The 19,672-nt window shown below is 70.8% G+C and carries 18 protein-coding genes and 1 pseudogene; 8 read left to right on the forward strand and 11 right to left on the reverse strand.

Annotated features, from left to right (window positions below):
- Positions 1-122: 122 nt before the first annotated feature.
- A complete protein-coding gene (locus RWH44_RS04420; RefSeq protein ID WP_316003599.1) occupies positions 123-2,393 on the reverse strand; it encodes a DEAD/DEAH box helicase in 2,271 nt (756 codons plus the stop codon).
- Between the two features lie 560 nt (positions 2,394-2,953).
- On the opposite strand from RWH44_RS04420, the gene RWH44_RS04425 reads away from it, so the two are divergent.
- The 3 genes and pseudogenes from RWH44_RS04425 to RWH44_RS04435 form a co-directional block, all read left to right on the forward strand.
- Positions 2,954-3,577 (forward strand): antibiotic biosynthesis monooxygenase, encoded by a 624-nt coding sequence (locus RWH44_RS04425; RefSeq protein ID WP_298870640.1) that lies wholly within the window; start codon positions 2,954-2,956, stop codon positions 3,575-3,577.
- On the forward strand, positions 3,574-4,479 hold the full coding sequence (locus tag RWH44_RS04430) for an aldose 1-epimerase family protein (RefSeq protein ID WP_316003600.1): 906 nt from the start codon (positions 3,574-3,576) through the stop codon (positions 4,477-4,479). Before RWH44_RS04425 ends, RWH44_RS04430 begins: the two co-directional genes overlap by 4 nt.
- Before the next feature lie 241 nt (positions 4,480-4,720).
- Positions 4,721-5,347 (forward strand): annotated as a pseudogene (locus RWH44_RS04435) (DUF998 domain-containing protein); the annotation flags it as partial.
- Positions 5,348-5,909: 562 nt separating this feature from the next.
- On the opposite strand, the gene RWH44_RS04440 reads toward RWH44_RS04435, so the two are convergent.
- The 5 genes from RWH44_RS04440 to RWH44_RS04460 form a co-directional block, all read right to left on the reverse strand.
- Entirely contained in the window at positions 5,910-9,080 is a 3,171-nt protein-coding gene (locus RWH44_RS04440) for an efflux RND transporter permease subunit (protein ID WP_316003601.1), read from the reverse strand.
- An 82-nt stretch (positions 9,081-9,162) separates the two neighbouring features.
- Positions 9,163-9,528: a fluoride efflux transporter CrcB gene (gene crcB / locus RWH44_RS04445; RefSeq protein WP_298870632.1), complete on the reverse strand. Its 366-nt coding sequence runs from the start codon at positions 9,526-9,528 to the stop codon at positions 9,163-9,165.
- Positions 9,525-9,887: a fluoride efflux transporter FluC gene (locus tag RWH44_RS04450; protein WP_316003631.1), complete on the reverse strand. Its 363-nt coding sequence runs from the start codon at positions 9,885-9,887 to the stop codon at positions 9,525-9,527. Before RWH44_RS04450 ends, crcB begins: the two co-directional genes overlap by 4 nt.
- A gap of 147 nt (positions 9,888-10,034) precedes the next feature.
- Positions 10,035-11,000 carry a DNA topoisomerase IB gene (locus tag RWH44_RS04455; protein ID WP_316003602.1) on the reverse strand — a complete coding sequence of 322 codons (966 nt, stop codon included), beginning with the start codon at positions 10,998-11,000 and terminating at the stop codon, positions 10,035-10,037.
- Between the two features lie 5 nt (positions 11,001-11,005).
- Positions 11,006-11,275 carry a DUF7218 family protein gene (locus RWH44_RS04460; protein ID WP_316003603.1) on the reverse strand — a complete coding sequence of 90 codons (270 nt, stop codon included), beginning with the start codon at positions 11,273-11,275 and terminating at the stop codon, positions 11,006-11,008.
- A gap of 238 nt (positions 11,276-11,513) precedes the next feature.
- Here RWH44_RS04460 and RWH44_RS04465 point away from each other — a divergent pair, with 238 nt between their 5' ends.
- The 3 genes from RWH44_RS04465 to RWH44_RS04475 all read left to right on the forward strand — a co-directional run bounded on the left by RWH44_RS04465 (position 11,514) and on the right by RWH44_RS04475 (position 13,440).
- Positions 11,514-11,678 carry a hypothetical protein gene (locus RWH44_RS04465; protein ID WP_298870623.1) on the forward strand — a complete coding sequence of 55 codons (165 nt, stop codon included), beginning with the start codon at positions 11,514-11,516 and terminating at the stop codon, positions 11,676-11,678.
- Positions 11,679-11,989: 311 nt separating this feature from the next.
- The gene (locus RWH44_RS04470; RefSeq protein ID WP_298870621.1) at positions 11,990-12,835 is read left to right on the forward strand and encodes a DUF4097 family beta strand repeat-containing protein; all 846 of its coding nucleotides are present in this window, start codon (positions 11,990-11,992) and stop codon (positions 12,833-12,835) included.
- Entirely contained in the window at positions 12,835-13,440 is a 606-nt protein-coding gene (locus RWH44_RS04475; protein ID WP_298870618.1) for a PadR family transcriptional regulator, read from the forward strand. The genes RWH44_RS04470 and RWH44_RS04475 overlap by 1 nt, the downstream gene beginning before the upstream one ends.
- Before the next feature lie 4 nt (positions 13,441-13,444).
- Here RWH44_RS04475 and RWH44_RS04480 read toward each other — a convergent pair whose 3' ends face one another.
- Positions 13,445-13,960: a universal stress protein gene (locus RWH44_RS04480; protein WP_316003604.1), complete on the reverse strand. Its 516-nt coding sequence runs from the start codon at positions 13,958-13,960 to the stop codon at positions 13,445-13,447.
- Positions 13,961-14,136: 176 nt separating this feature from the next.
- Here RWH44_RS04480 and RWH44_RS04485 point away from each other — a divergent pair, with 176 nt between their 5' ends.
- The gene (locus RWH44_RS04485; RefSeq protein WP_136586128.1) at positions 14,137-14,319 is read left to right on the forward strand and encodes a DUF3073 family protein; all 183 of its coding nucleotides are present in this window, start codon (positions 14,137-14,139) and stop codon (positions 14,317-14,319) included.
- A gap of 144 nt (positions 14,320-14,463) precedes the next feature.
- Here the strand turns inward: RWH44_RS04485 and RWH44_RS04490 are convergent, their stop codons facing one another.
- From RWH44_RS04490 to purM, 3 genes are read right to left on the reverse strand one after another with little or no spacing between them, the layout of a single operon-like run.
- A complete protein-coding gene (locus RWH44_RS04490) occupies positions 14,464-15,681 on the reverse strand; it encodes an MFS transporter (protein ID WP_316003605.1) in 1,218 nt (405 codons plus the stop codon).
- Entirely contained in the window at positions 15,678-17,153 is a 1,476-nt protein-coding gene (purF, locus tag RWH44_RS04495; protein ID WP_298870605.1) for an amidophosphoribosyltransferase, read from the reverse strand. The genes RWH44_RS04490 and purF overlap by 4 nt, the downstream gene beginning before the upstream one ends.
- 6 nt (positions 17,154-17,159) lie before the next feature.
- Positions 17,160-18,302, reverse strand: a complete 1,143-nt coding sequence (purM, locus tag RWH44_RS04500; protein WP_298870602.1) for a phosphoribosylformylglycinamidine cyclo-ligase — start codon at positions 18,300-18,302, stop codon at positions 17,160-17,162.
- Positions 18,303-18,394: 92 nt separating this feature from the next.
- Between purM and RWH44_RS04505 the strand changes: the two genes are divergently transcribed.
- Positions 18,395-19,006, forward strand: coding sequence for a zinc-binding alcohol dehydrogenase (locus RWH44_RS04505; RefSeq protein ID WP_316003606.1), 612 nt, complete (start codon positions 18,395-18,397; stop codon positions 19,004-19,006).
- Positions 19,007-19,009: 3 nt separating this feature from the next.
- On the opposite strand, the gene RWH44_RS04510 is transcribed toward RWH44_RS04505, so the two are convergent.
- Positions 19,010-19,345 (reverse strand): potassium transporter Trk, encoded by a 336-nt coding sequence (locus RWH44_RS04510; protein WP_316003607.1) that lies wholly within the window; start codon positions 19,343-19,345, stop codon positions 19,010-19,012.
- Positions 19,346-19,672: the final 327 nt, after the last annotated feature.

The raw sequence follows: 19,672 nt of genomic DNA on the forward strand, positions 1-19,672 counted from the left end.
GCCTCCGTGAGGATCCTCGCCCGGCCGCCAGCGACCACGCCCCTCGAGATGCCGAAGGGCCTCCGGGTACGAAGAAGCCCCCGCCGCGACACGCGCGGACGGGGGCCTTTCAGCAGAACGGGTTACGACGTGACGTCGGCGAGCTGACGACCCGAGAGCTCCTCGAGCACGTCGTCGCCGAGCTGGGTCTCCTCGAAGGGGGCCTCGATCTCGGCACGATCCAGCAGCTCGGTCATGCGACGACGGCGCTGACGCGTGATGAGCGTCACGACCGTGCCGCTGCGACCGGCGCGACCGGTGCGGCCGGAGCGGTGCAGGTAGGTCTTGTACTCGTCAGGGGCGTCGGCCTGGATGACCAGGTCGATGTCGTCGACGTGGATGCCGCGAGCGGCGACGTCGGTGGCGACGAGCACGTTGACACGACCCGAGGTGAGCTTCTCGAGGTTCCGGGTGCGCTTCTGCTGGTTCAGGTCGCCGTGCAACGCGACCGCGGCGATCCCGGCGTCGTCGAACTGCTCGGCGAGCATCTCGGCGTAGGCGCGGGTGCGCGCGAAGACAAGCGTCTTGCCCTCGCGGTCGACGAGCGAGTCGAGGATCTGCGCCTTGTCGCGGTGCTCGATCACGAGCACGCGGTGCTCGATCGTGCTCGACTCCTGGTCTTCACCGGCGACCTCGTAGACGGCCGGCTCGACGAGGAACTCGTCGACCAGGGCCGCGACCTCGCGGTCGAGCGTGGCCGAGAACAGCAGCTTCTGGCTGCCCTTCGCGGTGGCGCGCAGGATGCGCTGCACGGGCTCGAGGAAGCCCAGCTCGCACATGTGGTCGGCCTCGTCGAGCACGGCGACCGTGACCTCGGAGAGGTTCAGCTTGCCCTGGTTGAGGAGGTCTTCGATGCGACCGGGGGTGCCGATGATGATGTCGACGCCCTTCTTGAGCGCACCCACCTGGCGCGCCTGGGGAACGCCGCCGTAGATCTGCGTGGTGAAGAGACCGACGCTGCGCGCGATCGGCTGGATCGTGCGGTCGATCTGCAGAGCGAGCTCGCGCGTCGGCGCGAGGATGAGCGCCTTCGGGGCACGGCCGAACTCGCGGCGCTTGCCGGCCTGCGAGCGCAGGATGCTCTCGACCAGCGGCGCACCGAAGGCGATGGTCTTGCCCGAGCCGGTGCGGCCGCGGGCGAGCACGTCACGGCCCTCGAGGATCGGGGCGACCGTGGCCGCCTGGATCGGGAAGGGGCTCGCCGCGCCGAGGTCGGCGAGGGCGCGGACGATGTTGTCGCCCAGGCCCAGCTCGGAGAACCCGGCACCGGTCACGGTCGCGGCGTCGACGGCCTGAGCCTGCAGGCGCTCGTGCACGACGTCGACGCGCTGCTCGTGCTCGGCCGAACGCTTCGGGGTGGCGTTCCAGTCGCTGCGGTTCGGCGCCTCGGTGCGACGCGGGCGGTCGTCGAACGACCGGGCGGGACGCTCGTCGCGGGCCGGACGATCGCTGCGGTCGAAGGAACGCGCGGGACGGTCGCTGCGGTCGAAGGAGCCGGCCGGACGATCGGCGCCGTCGCGGCGCGGACGGTCGTCGAACGACCGGGCGGGGCGCTCGGTGCGATCGAAGGAACGCGCGGGACGGTCGTCGCGGGCCGGACGATCGTTGCGGTCGAAGGAGCGGGCCGGGCGGTCGTCGAACGACCGACGCGGGCGCTCGTCGCGGTCGAACGACCGAGCGGGACGGTCACTGCGATCGAACGACCGCGCCGGACGGTCATCGCGCGCGGGACGCTGGTCACGGTCGAACGAGCGCGCGGGGCGGTCGCTGCGATCGAACGAACGGGCGGGACGGTCACTGCGGTCGAAGGAACGGGCCGGACGGTCGTTGCGATCGAACGAACGCGCGGGACGGTCATCGCGCGCGGGACGCTGGTCACGGTCGAACGAGCGCGCGGGGCGGTCGCTGCGGTCGAACGAACGGGCGGGACGCTCGGTGCGGTCGAAGGAACGGGCCGGACGGTCGTCGAACGAGCGACGCGGGCGCTCGTCACGGTCGAACGATCGAGCCGGACGGTCGCTGCGATCGAACGAACGCGCCGGACGGTCATCGCGGCCCCGGGGGGCGGCATCCCGTTCGGGGCGGGAGTAACGGTCATCACCGCGGGCCTGGCTGCGGATGCCATGAGCCTCGTCGCGACCGACGCGATCCTGCGCGCTCCAGCGACGCTTCGCGGGGGCGGCGTCGGCCTCGGGGGCGCGGTAACCGCGGTGGCCGGGGCTCTTGCTGCCGGGCTTGTCGGCGGCGGCACCCTCGGGGCGACGCTTGCGGTCCTGGAACGAGGTCTTCGCGCCGTAGCGGGGCTCGAAGTTCTTGGCGGCGCGGCCGCCGGCGGGCTTCTTGTTCTTGGGCATGGAGGACTTCCTGGGTTCTGTTCGCGCGAAACAGCGACACCGCTCGTGGCGGTGCGATACCCGGACTGTCGTCGGCCGGGGGCCATTCACTGATGATGGTCGAGGCCGCGATCGCGTCCTGTCCATCGGCCCCTTGGACTCACAAACCCATCCGCGCATCACACGCGGCGTCCAGAGCCGACCGCCCTACGTTACAGCCCGCGCCTGGGAATGGCATCCATGTCGCTCACATCGTCCCTCGTCCCACTTGTGGCCGGTGCCAGCACCCCACACCCACCACAATCGGGACACGCACCGCCATAACTGGGACAACCCCCCGGAACACCCCGCGTCCCACTTATAGCCGGTGCCAGCACCCCACACCCGCCACAACTGGGACACACACCGCCATAACTGGGACAGCCCCCGGAACACCCCGCGTCCCACTTATAGCCGGCGCCAGGCACCCCACACCCACCACAACCGGGACACGCACCGCCACAAGTGGGACGAACGCGCCGACACCGCGCCGACGCGACGGAGCGCCCGAAGACCATCGCGCCGTGCACGAAACTAGACGCATGGCAGACACCGACGCCCACCCCATCACGGTGGCGATCGAGCGGCGCATCGACCCGACGCGCACCGCCGAAGCGACCTCCTGGATGCAGGCCGGCACCGACCTCGCGACCGCCTTCCCGGGCTTCCTCGGCTCGGGGTGGGTGCGCGCGGGGGAAGACAGCGACCTCTGGTACATGCTGTACCGCTTCCGCGACATCACCACCCTCGAGCAGTGGGAGACGTCCTCGCAGCGGCAGTGGTGGCTCGACTCCGGGCGCCCCTTCGCGCGCGAGGAGCGGACCGAACGCCGCACCGGCATCGAGGGGTGGTTCGACGCCGCGTTCGGCTCGGTGCTGGCCCCGACGGATGCCACGACCTCCCCCGTGCAGCAACCGGTGCCGCCGGCTCCCCCGCGGTGGAAGCAGGCCGTGACGATCTGGGTGGGCTTCTTCCCCACCAATCTCCTGGCGTCCTGGCTGCTGGGATTCGTGCCCGGGTTCGCCGAGGTGCCCCTCGTGCTGCGCGTACTTGCCACGACCCTCATGCTCACCCCCGTCATGACCTACGCGGTCCTGCCGTGGGTGACCCGTCTGCTCCGCCCCTGGTTGCAGCGTCCGCCCCGCCCTCGAAAGGCCTCGTCATGACCGCTGATCCCACCGGCCGGCGCTTCCACCTGCGCGGCCCGCACTCGTCCGCCGAGATCGCCCAGGTGGGCGCGGCGCTGCGCGCACTCACCGTCGACGGCGTCGACCTCGTGCCCCGCTATCCCGACGACGTCCCCACTCCCGCGGCATCCGGGGTCGTGCTGGTCCCGTGGCCGAACCGCATCCGCGATGGGCGGTACTCCTTCGACGGCGCCGACCTGCAGCTGGCGATCAGTGAGCCGAAGTTCGGCAACGCCAGCCATGGCCTCCTGCGCTTCGGCACGTACGAGCCGATCGAGCAGTCCGACGAGCGACTCGTCCTCGGCGCCGACGTCGTCCCGCAGACCGGCTACCCGTTCCACCTGCGCACGCGGGTGACGTTCTCACTGCAGCGCGACGGACTCCACGTCGCCCACGACATCGAGAACAGCGGCGCGACCACGGCGCCCGTGGCGCTGGGCGTGCATCCGTACCTGCAGATCGGCGGCGTCGCCACGGCCGACCTCGTCGTGCGCTCGACGGGCACGACCACGCTCGTCCTCGACGACCGCAACATCCCCGTCGACGAGGTTCCCGTCGGCACGGGAACCGACCTCCGCGCGGGCGTGCGTCTGGGAGACGCCGCCCTCGACAACGGCTACCGGGGATTGGAGAGGGATGCCGAGGGCCTCGCGCGGCACACCCTGACCGCCCCCGACGGGGCGCGCGTCGAGCTCTGGCAGGACGAGGGGTTCCGCTGGGCGCAGGTGTTCACGACAGACCTTTATCCGGGCCAGCCCCTCGCGGTCGCGATCGAGCCGATGACGGCCCCCGCGAACGCCTTCGCCACGGGCGACGACGTCGAGCGGCTCGAGCCGGGAGACATTCTGCACCGGGAATGGGGCGTGCGGTTCGCGGCATGAGATTCCTTGTCCCCCATTTGGGGGACAAGGAATCTGGCATATGACCTGGGAAAAGCTGGGACAAGCCCTTTCCTTTTTCGGCGGCGCGAACGATATCATCCGTGGTGACGGTTTTCCGTCAAGGCCGGGGGCGGCAAAGGGTCAAGGTTCGCCCCGGTTCATACCCGAATGAGCCGACGGGGGCCGAGGGTCTCGCGATGTGGGGGGATCCTCGTTCCGTCACGAGGAAAGATCCCCCATCATGAGCAGCGCGCTCCGCTCCGCCGTCCCCTTCTCCCCGTCGACGACGCACCTGACCGGCCTCACCCGCCGTCTGCGCTCCCTCCCGTCGCTGCACGTCGGTGCCGCCGCCCTGACCGTGCTCGTCACCGGCCTGCTGCTGGCGATCGTGACGACGAGCGACCCGCTGTGGTGGCAGCTGCACTTCAGCCAGCTCGGGATCTTCGGCGACCTCTCGAGCGCGTTCTTCAACACCACGCTGAAGGTGAGCGGCCTCATCGTCGTCGTCTTCGCGTTCTGCGTGCGCCGCGACGTCCGTCGGCTCGGGCGGGGCCCGGTGCGCCGCGGAGCGGCGACCGTGGCATTCATCTGCCTGAATGTCGTCGGCGTCAATCTCGCCCTCGTGGGCTGCATTCCCCTCAACACCGACAAAGACCTCCACGACCGTGTCGCCGGCTCGATGGTGCTCGGCTTCCTCGCTCTTCTGATCAGCGCTCCGATCATGTTCAACCGCCTCGGAAAGCGCATGGCGCTGAGCACCGCCATCGCCACCGTGTGGTTGATCATCTCGATCGCGCTCTTCGTCTCGGCCACGATCAACCTCGCCCTTTTCGAGACCATCTCGTGCACCGCGATGTTCGCCTGGTCGGGAATGTTCACGCACGTTCTCGCCGGCGCCGCGTCGCGCACCGCCGCTCCCGCGCCCGCCGGATCCCCGCGCTCGTCGGCGCACGTCGCGCCTCGCCGAGCGCGCCGCCGCAGCCTGGCCTCCTCCTCCACGATCGCCGCCACCACGATCGCCGGGTCGCCCGCGCCGCGCACCCGCGCCCCGCGCGTCAGCGGCCCCGGTCGCACTGCGCGCCGCATCGCCGCGCTCGCGCTCCTCGCCGACCGGTCCGCCCTGCCGCTCTCGCCCCAGGGCGCAGCACGCCGGTCCACCGCTTCGCCCGTCACGTCCCTCCCCGACGCTCGCCGGTCGACAGCGGCAGCGCGGGCACACGGAATCCTCGAGGCGTCGACCCCGATCAGCGCTGACGCGCCGACCTCCCCGCGCGCGAAGGCGCACCGCAATGCCGCGATGACGGCGACTCCTCGTCCGGCGCAGGGCACCGCGGCATCCGCCGCACGCCCCGACACCATCGGTCACGCGACCGGGTGCGGGCCGCGCCACGGACGAGCCGCCGCGACGCCCGACGCGGGCTCGCGTGCCGTCAGTGCTTCTCGCGCAGCTCGCGTCGGCTCAACGGGTGGCCGTCGTCCGCAATCGCGGCCGACGACGCGGACCCAGCCTCGTCGCGCTCGGCACGCCGCGCCCGGCGCCGTTCGCTCGCTCCTTCGATGAGGTTGTAGAGCGTCGGCAGCACCAGCAGCGTCAGGAACGTCGACGACACGAGACCGCCGATCACGACGACCGCGAGCGGTTGCGAGATGAACCCGCCGTGACCGGTGATGCCGAGGGCCATCGGCACGAGCGCGAAGATCGCGGCGAGCGCCGTCATCAGGATCGGCCGGAGGCGTCGCGCCCCACCGACGATCGTGGCGTCGTGGACGCTGAGCCCGCGGGCGCGGTACTGGTTGACGAGGTCGATCAGCACGATCGCGTTCGTCACCACGATGCCCACGAGCATCAGCGCGCCGATCATGCCGGCGACCCCGAGCGGCACGCCCGTGATCAGCAGCAGCAGGATGGCGCCGGTCGCGGCGAACGGCACCGACACGAGCAGTTCGAGGGGCTGGCGGAGCGACTTGAAGGTCGCGACCATCACGACGTACACGATGAGGATGGCGGCCAGCAGGGCGAGACCGAGCTGTCCGAACGCGTCCTGCTGATCGGTGACCACGCCGCCCACCTTCGCGTCGGCGCCCTCGGGCAGCTGCACGTCGGCGAGGGCCCGGGTGACGGCGGCCGAGGAGCTGCCGAGGTCGTCGGAGGTCGGCGTGACGGTGATGGATGCCGTGCGCAGTCCCCGCGCGGTGGTGATCGAGGGCGGTGTCTGGCTCTGCTCGACCGTGGCGATCTCGTCGAGACGCACGTTCCCGCGGGCGCTGGGGATCTCGAGGGCGCGCAGGTCGTCGATGGTCTGCGGCGGGTTGGCCGTGGCGAGGTACACCGTGACCCCGCGACCGTCGATCTCGACCGTGCCGGCCTGGCGCGGCTGCTGGGCGCCCGAGACGAGTGCGCCGACCGTGCGCTCCGACAGCCCGCGTTCGGCGGCGGCGTCGCGGTCGACGCGCACCGACACGAAGGGGAGAGAGGCCGAGAGGCTGCTGGTGACCTGGCCGATTCCGTCTTCGCCCTGCAGCTGCGCCACGACCGCGTCGTTGGCCTGCTGCAGCGACTGCCCGTCGGCCGCGGTCACGTCGACGGTGATGTCGGTGGAGCCGAAGCCGCCGCCGGAGGCGGCCACCTCGATCTCGCCGGCATCCGTGAGCTTCTCGAGCTCGGTGCGCACGCGTTCGCGCAGCTCCACCTGGTCGGTGCCCGACTGAGACGTGATCGAGTACGTGATCCCCGAACCGCCGCCCGAGAACGCGTCGCGCAGCGCCGATCCGCTCGAGCCGATCGAGGTCTGCACGGTCTGGACGCCCTCGGTCTCGAGCAGCACCGCCTCGACCTTCTGCGCGGCCGCATCCTCGGCATCCAGGCTCGGGGCGGAGCCGATCTTCTGCGTGACGGTGAAGGTGTTCTGGCCCGAGTCGCCGAGGAAGTCGGTCTTGAGCAGGGGAACGGACGCGAGGGTGCCGCCGAGCACGAGCACGGCGAGGCCGAGGGTGACCCACGAGTGCTTCAGCGTCCAGCTCAGCACCGGAACGTACGCCTTCTGCAGACGGGTCGGGGGCGCGTCCGCGGCCTCGGGGTCGATCGCGTTGCCCTCGGCGTCGCGCACGACCTTGCCGGGCTTGAGGAACCACGACGCCAGCACGGGCACGATCGTGAGCGAGACGAGCAGGGACGCCGCCATCGCGATGGTCACGGTGAGCGAGAACGGCCGGAACAGCTCGCCGGTGACGTCGCCGACGAACGCGATCGGCAGGAACACCGCGACGGAGGTGATCGTGGATGCCGTGATGGCGGCCGCGACCTCGCGCACCGCCCGGATGATCGTGGGGATCTTCTCGGCGTCGCCGACGTAGTGACGCTTGATGTTCTCGATGACGACGATGGAGTCGTCGACGACGCGGCCGATGGCGATCGTCAGGGCGCCGAGCGTGAGGATGTTGAGCGAGTACCCGAAGGCCTGCAGCCCGACGAAGGTGATGAGCACACTCGTGGGGATCGAGATGGCCGTGACGAGCGTCGATCGCACCGACATCAGGAAGATCAGGATGATCACGACCGCGAACACCAGGCCCAGCAGGCCCTCCTGGGCGAGCGCCTCGATGGACTGCGTCACGAACGGCGCCTGATCGAACACCACCGTGAAGGTGGCGCCCTGGCCCAGCGTGGACTCGAGGCCGGGGAGCGCCGCGAGCACGCCGCGGGAGACGTCGACGGTGTTGGCGGCGGGGAGCTTGGTCACGGCGATGGTGAGGGCGGGCTGTCCATCGACGCGCGAGAGGGTCGTGACGGGATCGGCCTGCAACTCGACGGTGGCGACGTCGGCGATGGTCGTCTGCCCCGCCTGGAACTGCGCGGCATCCGTGGGCACCAGCGGAAGCGCGGCGATCTCGTCGACGCTCGTGAGCTTGGTGCCCGTCTGCACGGTGAGGGTCTGATCGCCCTCGGTGAGCGAGCCGCCGGGGAAGAGCACGCCGTTCGCGTCAAGGGCGTCGGTGATCGCCTGCTGGCTGAAGCCACGCTCGCCGAGCTTCGTCGTGTCGGGGGTGATGGTGACGCGCTGGCCTGTACCGCCGACGATCTGGGCGCCGTTGACGCCGTCGACGTCTTCGAGGTCGGGGATGACGCTCGTCTGCAGGATCGACTGCGTGGCCTGGGCGTCGGTGAAGCCGGTGACGGCGAGCTGGATGACGGGGAAGTCATCGATGCTGGCGGAGGCGACGGTGGTGTCGGCCGACTCGGGCAGCTGGTCGTTGATGCGGGCGATGGCGGCGAGGATCTTCTGCTGCGCCGCCGCCAGGTCGGTGCCGTACGTGAACGAGGCCGACACGATCGACGAGTTCGTCGTGCTCGTCGCGGTGGTGGACTCGAGGCCGTCGACACCGCGGATCGCGCTCTCGATGGGGGTGGACACGTCGGCCTCGACCACCTCGGGAGAGGCGCCCGGGTAGGTCGTGACGATCGCGAGCTGGGGGAACTCGATCGAGGGGATGAGCTCCTGCTTCAGGCTCGTCAACGCGAGCCCGCCGAAGATCGCCGCGACGATCGTCACCAGGGCGATGAGGGCGCGGTTCTTCAGGCTCAGAACGGCCAGGTACGACACGAAGGACCCTCCGGGATCACCATTCGATACAGGGATGTATCGAACGCCCAGTATCCCACGCCGCTCCGCGCTCGGGCGCGGGTCAGAGCAGCGAGCCCACCGTGAGTCCCACCGCCGCGGCCACCACCGAACCCACGAACGAGAGCACGGCGTACGACACCGCCGCCCGGGTGCGCCCCTCCTCGGCCAGCAGGGCGGTGGTCACCGCGACCGCGCTGAAGGTCGTGTACCCGCCGAGCAGACCCGTTCCCAGGATCCACCGCCAGGCTTCGTCGGCGGGAAGGGGACTCAGGATGCCGAGCACCAGCGCCCCGGTGAGATTGACGACCAGGATGCCCCACGGGAACCGCTCCCCCGTGCGGCGACGGATCGCGAGGTCGAGAAGGTAGCGCAGCGCCGCGCCGACGCCGCCGGCGAGGGCGACCACGAGGAAGACCAGTGGGGTCACCGTACGCGCCCCCCGCGCCCGAGCAGCACGCCGCCCCAGGCGGCCGCGGTCCCGACGACCACCGTCGCCACGCCCCACCACACCAGGGCGAGATCGGCGGACTCCACGGCGAGCGCGCTGTAGGTGGTGAAGCCGCCCAGCACACCCGTGCCGACGAAGAGCTGCACCCGTTGCGCGCGCGAGGACTCCGGCATCCGGGCCCGCCATCCGAACAGGATGCCGATCGCGAACGCCCCCACGACGTTGATGATCGGCACGAGAGCCGAACCGAGGTCGTCGCCGAGCGCGAGAGTGAGCCCCGCGCGGGCGGCGGTGCCGATCGCACCGCCCACGGCGACGAGGACCGCGTCACGCCACATGCTCACCGCGCCACCCTACGCCGCGAGCACGAGGAACCGCTCAACCCGGGCCCCTCGCGATCGGGCGTCCATGACACCCGGATGGCCCTCGGAATGCCCCCGGTGTCCCGGACGCTCGGCGCCGCCGGGCCGCACGGGCCGACGCCGTCACTCCCCGAGGATCAGGCGCCGGATCGCGGCATCCTTCGATCCCCCCAGGTCCATCGTGCGACCCTTGCGGTACAGCGAGAAGACCCGGGGATCGATGTAGCTCGCCCGCGCGACCGCCGGGGTGTTGCCGAGGGCCTCGGCGGTGCAGCGCACGGCGGCGAGCTCGGCCTTCTTGCGCTCGTTCTTGCCGCCCACGGCGCCTGCCTTCGCCAGCGATTCGGCGGCGAGGATCGTGCCGCGCAGGGTGCGGAAGTCCTTCGCGCTGAACGGACCGCCGGTGAGCGAGCGCACGTAGGCGTTGACGTCGCCCGGCGTCAGCGGCACACGTCGGCGTCCGCGCTTGTAGCTCAGCAGCGCCGCGCGCGAACGCCCGAGCGCGAGTTCTTCGATGAGGGATGCCAATTCGGCGTCGTGCACGCGCAGGTCGGCGCGCTTGCCGCTCTTGGCCGGGAACGACAGACGGATGAGATCGCCCTCGATCGTGGCGTCCCTGCGCTGGAGCGTGGTGAGCCCGCGACTGCCGTTGGTGACGAAGTAGCGCGCGTTGCCGACGCGCGGTGCGACGAGATCCAGCAACCGGAACGACACCGCCAGCACGCGCTCGCGGTCGATGTCGCTCCGGCGCAGCGATTGCGTCACCCGTGCGCGTGCGCGCGGCAGGGTCTCGGCGAGCTGCAGCGCGCGCGAGAACTTGCCCTTGTCCTGCCGCTTCGACCAGTCGGCGTGGTAGGTGTACTGGCGCCGGCCGGCTTCGTCGGTGCCGACGGCCTGGATGTGCGCGTTGGGCTCCCGCGCGATCCACACCTCGCGCCACGCGGGCGGGATGACCAGACCGCGCGCACGCTCGGCGTCGCGTTCGGGGATCGCGGCGCCGGTGTGGTCGACGAACCGGAATCCCGACCCCGAGCGCACCCGTCGGTAACCCGGATCCTCGTAGGGCCGGACGCGGATGAGCCGCGCCATGCGCGTCAGTGGAAGCGGAGCATGTCGATCAGCTCCGCCTTCTTCTTGCCGGAGTATCCGGTGATGCCGAGTTCCTTCGCGCGCTTCTTCAGCTCGTCGACGGTGCGGTCCTCGTAATCCTCGGCGTGCCCGCCCTTCTCCCCGATGGTGTCGCGTCCCTGCGCCGCGGCGGCATTCGAGATGCGGGCCGCCTTCTCCTTCGAGTCGCCCTGCTTTCGCAGCTCCTCGTACATCTCGGGATCCTTGAGGCTGTTGGACCCTCGTCCCTGGGGCATGATCGACTCCTTCCGTCGGGGAAAACGACGCTACGGGCGCGCGCATCCCGGCGTCCGCGGGTTGACATCCGCGCGGGTAACAGCCGGTTTCGCGCAGCGTCAACCCCGCTGACCGAGACCCTCGTCGGTGGCACCGTGGAACTCAGCCCCCGTTGCGTGCTGCGCTCGTCGCAGAGCGGAGCGGGTGGACCACCTCGCCAGGTCCCGCGCCCGCGCGCGGGGAAGAAGGAGCCCCCCAATGAACATCTTCCTGATCATCATCATCGTCGCCGCGATCGTCATCGCCATCTTCAGCGGACTCGGCCAGGCGGCCAACTTCCTGCTGTGGATCGCCATCATCGTCGGCCTCATCGCCCTCATCGTGCTGCTGTTCCGCCTCATCAGCGGACGCAAGCCCGTCTGACCTCATCGAGCAGGCGACGCGCTTCGGGTGCGCGTCGCCCTCGACTCCCGGCGGGTCCTCCCGCCCCGGATGCCACGTCCTCATCGAGGGCGTGGCATCCGTCGTCTCCGCCCGTCGCGGTCCCTTCGACAGGCTCAGGGACCTCCACTTCATGGTGGCTGAGCCCGTCGAAGCCACCGGAACCGTCGCACCCAGGCGTTTGAGCTTGTCGAGGCCACCGGAACCCACTCGGCTCCGCCGGGGTTGACGAACTCGCGATATATCGCGATACTCGACTCAACGCGATATATCGCGAGTGAGGAGAACCCACCATGGAGAAATGGATCGTCCATCCCGGCGAGACGCGCGTCATCGACGTCGCAGCCCTGCGCGAGCTCAAGATCGGCCTCGTCGGAGGGCAGATCGACGTCATCGCCCATGACGAGACCGATGCCCGCATCGAGGTGCACGGCGTCACCGTCAAAGACCTCCGCATCGAGATGGTCGACGACCGCCTCGAGATCGACCACCCCCAGCTGCGGTGGGACAACTTCCTCGAGGTGTTCCGCAACTTCGGCGCGGGCGGCCCCCGGGCCGAGATCAGCGTCGCCGTGCCGCGCACCGTCGCCCTCACGCTCGGCGTGGTCAGCGCCAGCGCGCTGGTCGCGGGTCTGCGTAGCGACGTGCGCCTGAACACCGTGTCGGGCGACATCATCGTCGACGGGTTGGAGGGCGACGTCGACCTCAACGCCGTCTCGGGCGACCTCCAGGTGCGCGAGCTCGACGGCGCGCTGAGCGCCAACAGCGTCTCGGGCGACGTGGCCGCCACCGGCCGCATCACGAAGGCCTCCATCGACACGGTCTCCGGCGCGATGCTCGTCGACTCCACCGGTCCGACGCAGTCGATCTCGCTGAACTCCGTCAGCGGCACCGCGACCATCCGCCTCGATCGCTCGCTCCCCGCGAACTACGTGTCGCGCTCGGTGAGCGGCCGCGTGCAGATCGACGGGTCCGTCCGCTCGGGCAAGGGCCCCACCAACTACACCGGTTCGACGGGCACGTTGGCCGGACAGTTCGTCGACGTGCGCGCCAACACCGTCTCGGGAGAGATCACGGTGCTGCGCCGCGGCATCTCCGGTCTCCGCCCCGAGGAACTCGCCGGAGAGGAGGAGTGGTGATGCCCCCCGTCTTCTCCCACGGCGATCTGCGCCTGTACATCCTCAGCCTGCTCGATGAGGCACCCCGCCACGGCTACGACCTCATGCAGGCCCTCTCGGAGCGGACCGGAGGCACGTACTCGCCGTCCGCCGGCACCATCTATCCGCGCCTGTCGAAGCTCGAAGAAGAGGGTCTGGTGACCAAGTCCGTCGACGGACGCAAGACCGTCTACGAGATCACGGATGCCGGACGAGCCGAGGTCGCGGAGCGCTCGGGCGATCTGGAGGGGATCCAGGCCGGACTCGCCGACAGTGTGCGCCTCATCGCCGACGAGGTGCGCGGCAGCGTACGCGACGCGATGCGGAGCCTGCGGGCCGACCTCGCCGCCGCGTCCCGAGAGGAGCGCGAACAGGCGCGAGCGACCCCCGCCGACGACGCCCGCTCACGGAGTCGCGAGCAGCTGTCGCGGGCCGATGCGGCGATCACCGAGTTCCGCGGCCGGGTGCGTTCGGAGCTCCGCGCGCACGTCGCCCGCGGCGGCGAACTGTCGGCATCCGGGGTCGACGGGATCGAGGAGGCGCTGCGACGCGCGTCGGACGCCGTCGCCCACGCACTGCGCGGCTAGGGCCTCACTCCCACGGCAGCTGATCGTCGGCGCCGGCCGGCTCCCCCAGCGGGACCACGAGCACCGGTCGGCGCTGACGATGCGTCAGCCGCGCCGCGACCGACCCGGTGAGGAACTCCCGCAGCGACTCGCCCAGCCCGCGCTTTCGCGTGCCGACGACGAGGAGCGACGCCTCGATCTGGTCGGCGAGGTGGATCAGCGCGAGCGCGGGGTCGCCGATCTCCTGACGCACGCTCCAGCTCACCTCGTCGCCGGCCAAAGCTGCGGTGGCCGCCTGGCGCACCTCGTCGAGCGCCGCCTTCGACGCCGCCCCCGCCACGTCGACCGTGGAGGAGTGGACGTAGCCGTCGGGGTCTTCGAACGCGACGAAGCGGGTCGTGTCGACGTGGACGATGACGAGGGGTGCTTTCGCGAGCGCGGCGTAGCGTGCGGCCTCGCGCACGACCCGCGGCGACTGCCCGGGAACGACCCCGGCGATCACCGCTCCCGCGGCGACGGGCGAAGGGGACTGATCGGTCATGCCTGCTCCTCTCGACACCGGCGCCGACCACCCCGCGGCCGCCGGCCGGTGGGCCCGGACGGCTGGGCCGGAATGCGCCGTGATATCCTGGCTGTTACTCTTACCGGCTCGGTCCGGAACCGCAATACGCAGGGCCCGCAACGCGGCCCTCGACGTCGATCGTGAGGGGGTCTCGCATGGGGCGTGGCCGTCAGAAGGCGAAGAACACCAAGATCGCCCGTGAGCTGAAGTACGACACCTACTCGGTGAACTACTCGGCACTCGAGCGCGAGCTGGGCGCACCCGCGGCGGGTGAAGACGCCTACGTCGACAAGTGGGCCGACCAGTACGCCGACGAATACGAAGACGAGAAGGCCTGACGACGCCTTCTGCTCCTCGACGCGCCCGCCGACGCCTCCGCGTCGCGTGAGCGACAGCGCTTTTCGCCGACCCTCGACGTCGAACGGCGGTGACGTGATCGTCACCGCCGTTCGCATGTCGGCAGGCATGAGGGCGCCGGTCCGTCACCAGGTGCGACCGGTTCGGCGCTCCCACGCGTCTTCGATGGTCTCTCGCCGCGCCACGACGAGGCCCGCCGGAACGGCGCAGACGACGGCCGCTCCGAGCAGCACGAGGGCCGCGGTCCATCCGCCGGTGAGCTCGTGCGTCAGACCGATCGCGAGCGGCATCAGCGCCGCCAGGCCGTAGCCGACGCTCTGCACGAGACCGCTCAGGGCGACCGCCGTGTCGTGCGCGCGCGTGCGCAGGCCGAACAGCACCAGCACCATCGGGAAGAGCAGGGGTGGGATGCCGATCAGCACCACCCACAGCACGGTCGCCGCCTCGGGGGCGAACAGCAGGCCGCCGGCTCCGAGCAGACCCGAGATCACGGCCGCGGCGTAGAACGGCGTGGTCCGGCCGATGCGCTGCACGAGCAGGGGCACGATGAGCGACACCGGCAGCCCCATGAACGAGAACAGCGCGAGCAGACCGCCGGCCGCGGCGGCATCCACTCCCGCCACATCGATCAACAGGGGCGGAAGCCAGGCGAACAAGCCGTAGGCGATCGAGGAGTTCACCGCGAAGGTGACCACGAGCGCCCACGTCTGCGGCACCCGCACCACGCGCGACAGCACCGAGGTGCGCGGCTCCTCGACGAGGTCGGCCCGAGAGGCCCGCGCGCGCAGACTCATCGCGATCCACGGCACGACGGCCGCGAGCGCGACGACCGCCCAGGTCACGAACGAGCCGCGCCAGCCCACCGCCGCGGCCAGAGGGACGGCGACCAGGGGCGGGGTGAAGGTGGCCACGGCCATCGTGGTCGTGTACACGGTGGTCATCAGGCCGATGCGCTTGGGGAAGTACTTCTTCACGACCGCGGGGATCAGCACGTTGGCCACGCCCACCGCCGCGAACACCCCGGCCGTGGCCGCCAGCAACGTCCACGCGTCGACAGAGGCCGCCCGCAGAGCGAGCATCACCGCCGCGACGACGGCGGCGATCAGCACGCTGCGCTCGAGACCGAGCCGACGCTCGATCGCGGGAGCGACCATCCCCGAAAGCGCGAAGGCCACGGGCGGGGCCATGCCGATCAGCCCCACGACCGCCGCCGGCAGAGCGAAGTCGCGCCCGATGACGACCAGCAGCGGCGACAGCGACGCCACCGCGATGCGCAGCGTCAACGCCAGCAGCACGATGGCCGCGGCGGCCAGTGCCAGCGTCCCCGCCGCGCGGCGGGTCAAGATTCCTGGCTGCCCTCGACCCAGGCGAGGTACTCCTCCGACACGGTGCCCGTGACGTACCGACCATCGAAGCAGCTCATGTCGAGGTCGACCAGGTCGGTGCCCTCCATGATCGCCGCCTTCAGGTCGTCGACCTCCTGATACACCAGATAGTCGCAGCCAAGCTCTTCCGCGATCTCGGGGATCGTGCGGCCGTGCGCGACGAGCTCGTGACGCGAGGGCATGTTGATGCCGTAGACGTGGGGGTAGCGCACGGGCGGGGCCGCCGAGGCGAACGTCACGCTCTTGGCCCCGGCATCCCGGGCCATCTGGATGATCTCGCGGCTCGTCGTGCCGCGCACGATCGAGTCGTCGACGAGGAGGACGTTCTTGCCCTGGAACTCGGTCGACATCGCGTTGAGCTTCTGGCGCACGCTCTTCTTGCGCACCGCCTGCCCGGGCATGATGAACGTGCGGCCGACGTACCGGTTCTTGTAGAAGCCCTCGCGGTACTCGATGCCGAGCTTGCGGGCCACCTGCATCGCGGCCGGTCGCGCCGAATCGGGGATCGGCATGACGACGTCGATCGCGCCCGCGGGAGTGTACTTCGCGACCGTGTCGGCCAGGCGCTCGCCCATGCGCAGACGTGTCTCGTAGACCGAGACGCCGTTCATGACCGAGTCGGGACGCGCGAGGTAGACGTACTCGAACGAGCACGGCGCGAGCATCGTCTTCTCGGCGCACTGCTGGGCGTGCAGCGTGCCGTCGAGGGCGATGAAGACCGCCTCGCCGGGCTCGACGTCGCGCACGACCTCGAAGCCGCCGTTCTCGAGCACGAGCGACTCGGACGCGACGATCCACTCGTCGCGCGGCTCGCCGCCGGGCACCTGCGCCGCGGGGCGCTTGCCGAGGATGAGCGGACGGATGCCGAACGGGTCGCGGAAGGCGAGCAGGCCGTACCCGGCGATGAGGGCGATCGAGGCGTACGACCCCTCGACGCGCTCGTGCACGCGGCTCACGGCACGGAAGACCTGGGCGGGGTCGAGGTCGGGCCCGGTGATCTCGGACTGCAGCTCCGAGCCGAGGATGTTCACGAGCAGCTCGGTGTCGCTGCTGGTGTTCAGGTGCCGACGGTCCTTGCTGAACAGCTCGCGCGTGAGCTCGCGCGTGTTGGTCAGGTTGCCGTTGTGCACCAGCACGATGCCGTAGGGGGCGTTGACGTAGAAGGGCTGCGCCTCTTCTTCGTTGGATGCCGTGCCCTTGGTGGCGTAGCGCACGTGACCGAGGCCGATGTCGCCGAGGAGCGCGCGCATGTCGCGCGTACGGAACGCCTCGCGCACCTGACCACGGGCCTTGTGGATGTGGAAGACGCCGCTCGACTCGGCGGTGGCCATGCCCGTGGAGTCCTGTCCGCGGTGCTGGAGGAGGAGGAGCGCGTCGTAGATCTCCTGGTTGACCGGGCCCTGCCCGGCCATGCCGACGATGCCGCACATGGGGTGTTAGATCGCTCCGTTCGCCGGCGCACCGGCATCCGCATAGGTTCCGACGAGACGCACCGCACCGCCGTCGACGCCCTTCGCGCCCTGTTCGTAGTCGCCCTCCGGCCGGGCGTCGTCGCGTACGACGCCGACCTGCCAGGTGGCGATGCCATCGGCCTGCAGCGCCGCGGTCGCGGCATCCGCGATCTCGGGGGCGACGACGGCGAGGAAGCCGATGCCGAGGTTCCACGTGCCCTCGGTCGCGGTGAGGTCGAGTCCGCCGATGTCGGCGAGCACGCGGAACACCGGCGAGGGGCTCCAGGTCGAGCGATCGACGTCGACCCACGTGTTCTGGGGCAGCACGCGTGCGAGGTTGGCCGCGATGCCGCCGCCCGTGACGTGGCTGAGCGAGTGGATGCCGGAGCCCACCGCCGCATCGTCGAGCAGACGCAGCAGCGGCGAGGTGTACAGGCGCGTCGGCTCGAGCAGCGCCTCGCCCCACGTCGAGCCGAGCTCGGCGGAGGCGGAGCCGTAGGCGATGCCCGCTCCGGTGATGATGTGACGCACGAGCGAGTAGCCGTTGGAGTGAAGGCCGCTCGAGGCGAGGGCCAGCACGACGTCACCGTTCTTCACGCGCTCGGCGCCCAGCACGCGGTCGGCCTCGACGACGCCCGTCGCGGCTCCCGCGACGTCGTAGTCGTCGACGCCCAGCAGACCGGGGTGCTCCGCGGTCTCGCCGCCGACGAGAGCGGTGCCCGTCATGGCGCAGCCGCGCGCGATGCCCGCGACGATGTCGGCGATGCGCTGGGGCACGACCTTGCCGCACGCGATGTAGTCGGTCATGAAGAGCGGGCGCGCCCCCACCACGACGATGTCGTCGACGACCATGCCGACGAGGTCTTCGCCGATCGTGTCGTGCTTGTCGATGGCCTGGGCGATCGCGACCTTGGTGCCGACGCCGTCGGTGCTGGTCGCGAGCAGGGGCTTGGCGTAGTCGCGGAGCGCGGAGGCGTCGAAGAGACCGGCGAAACCGCCGACCCCGCCGAGCACCTCGGGCCCGTGCGTGCGACGCACGGCCGACTTCATCAGTTCGACGGCGAGATCTCCGGCGGCGGTATCGACGCCTGCGGCGGAGTACGGGTTTTCGTGGGGAGCGGAGGCCACCGCAACAGACTACCCGGGGTGACACGCGCGGGTGCGCCGGGGCCGACGCAAGGGCTGCCCCACCCGCTGTCCCGCCTCCTTACAATGGCGCCATGACGGGCGGCCAGCCGGAATGGGTGATCCGCGAAGACGCGGCGCAACCGGTGCTCGTCGCGCTCTATCTGCGCCAGGCCCTCGGCATCCGCTCTCCGGAGGAGCTCCCCGCGCTGCGCCGGGTTCCCTCGCCCCTGATCGACGAGCGGACGGATGCCGCGCAGCAGCGGCTCGAGCGCGAGTGGCGGAGCTACTGGGCGCTGACCGTGGAACCTCAGGCCCATCCCTCGCCGGTGCCGCTCGAGCTGGTCGACGGCTTCGACACGCTCGTCGCCCTTCCCGTGGAGGGCGCCGAGACGTTGCGCGGGGCGATCGGCCGGCACGCCGACGACGCCGTGGACTTCGCCCGTCTCGCCCACGATCGCTACGCGCGGGAGTCGGCCGCTCGCCCGGGGGTGTCGTATCGCGCGTATGCGAGTGCGATCGCGGCCCACGAACGCGTCGTCGGCCGTCGGGCGCACTCCTTCGAACTGAACGTGCAGGTGCTGCCGCTCGCTCAGCGGGGCGTGTGGTGGATCGGTTCGCTCACGGTCGCGGTGACCGACGGACTGCGCAGCGACGTGGTCGCGTTCGACACCGCGATCCACCCGATCATCGCCGAACTGGCGTGAGGGTCAGACCTCGAACTGCTCGTGGTCGACGGTCACCTGACGGGTGCGCCGACCGAGGACGCGCTCGAAGACGAGGGCGACGATCGCGGCGACCGCCACGCCCGCCACGACGCAGATGAGCGCCGTGAAGCCGAAGACCTGCATCTGGGAGTACACGACCTGCGTGTAGGGACTCACGTCGCTGCCGTCGATGGCGACCGTGAGGATGAGGGCCACGAGGATGCCGAGGAAGGCACCCGCGGCCAGGAACACGCCGTACTTGGGAGCGCGGCGCACCGTGACGGTCTCGATGTCGTCGCGGACGTACACCGGTCGCTCGTATGCGGGCTGGTCGGACATATGCATATTGTCCCACCGCTGCGCCGCGCGTGGGGCGGCTTTCTCGGCGTCGAGGCACCGCCGCGTCCCACGCGGGGCGCGGTTCCGCAGGCGGTGGCCCTCCGGCGGGCGAGGGCCTGTCGGCGAACAGACCGGCTCCGCGTGAGATGACCCGCGATTCGCGCGAACAGCGGGTCATCTCGGGCGTCGAGGGTCCGTTCGATGCCCGGGGCGGCGGGCGGGCGGGGCAGCGAGGCCGGCGGGGGCAGCGAGGCCGGCGGGGGGCAGCGAGGCCGGCGGGGGTAGCGCCGCCGCACGGCGGGCGGCGCGGGCGGGCCGGCGGGGGCG

The organism is Microbacterium phycohabitans (assembly GCF_032464935.1).
GTDB classification, from domain to species: Bacteria; Actinomycetota; Actinomycetes; order Actinomycetales; family Microbacteriaceae; genus Microbacterium; species Microbacterium phycohabitans.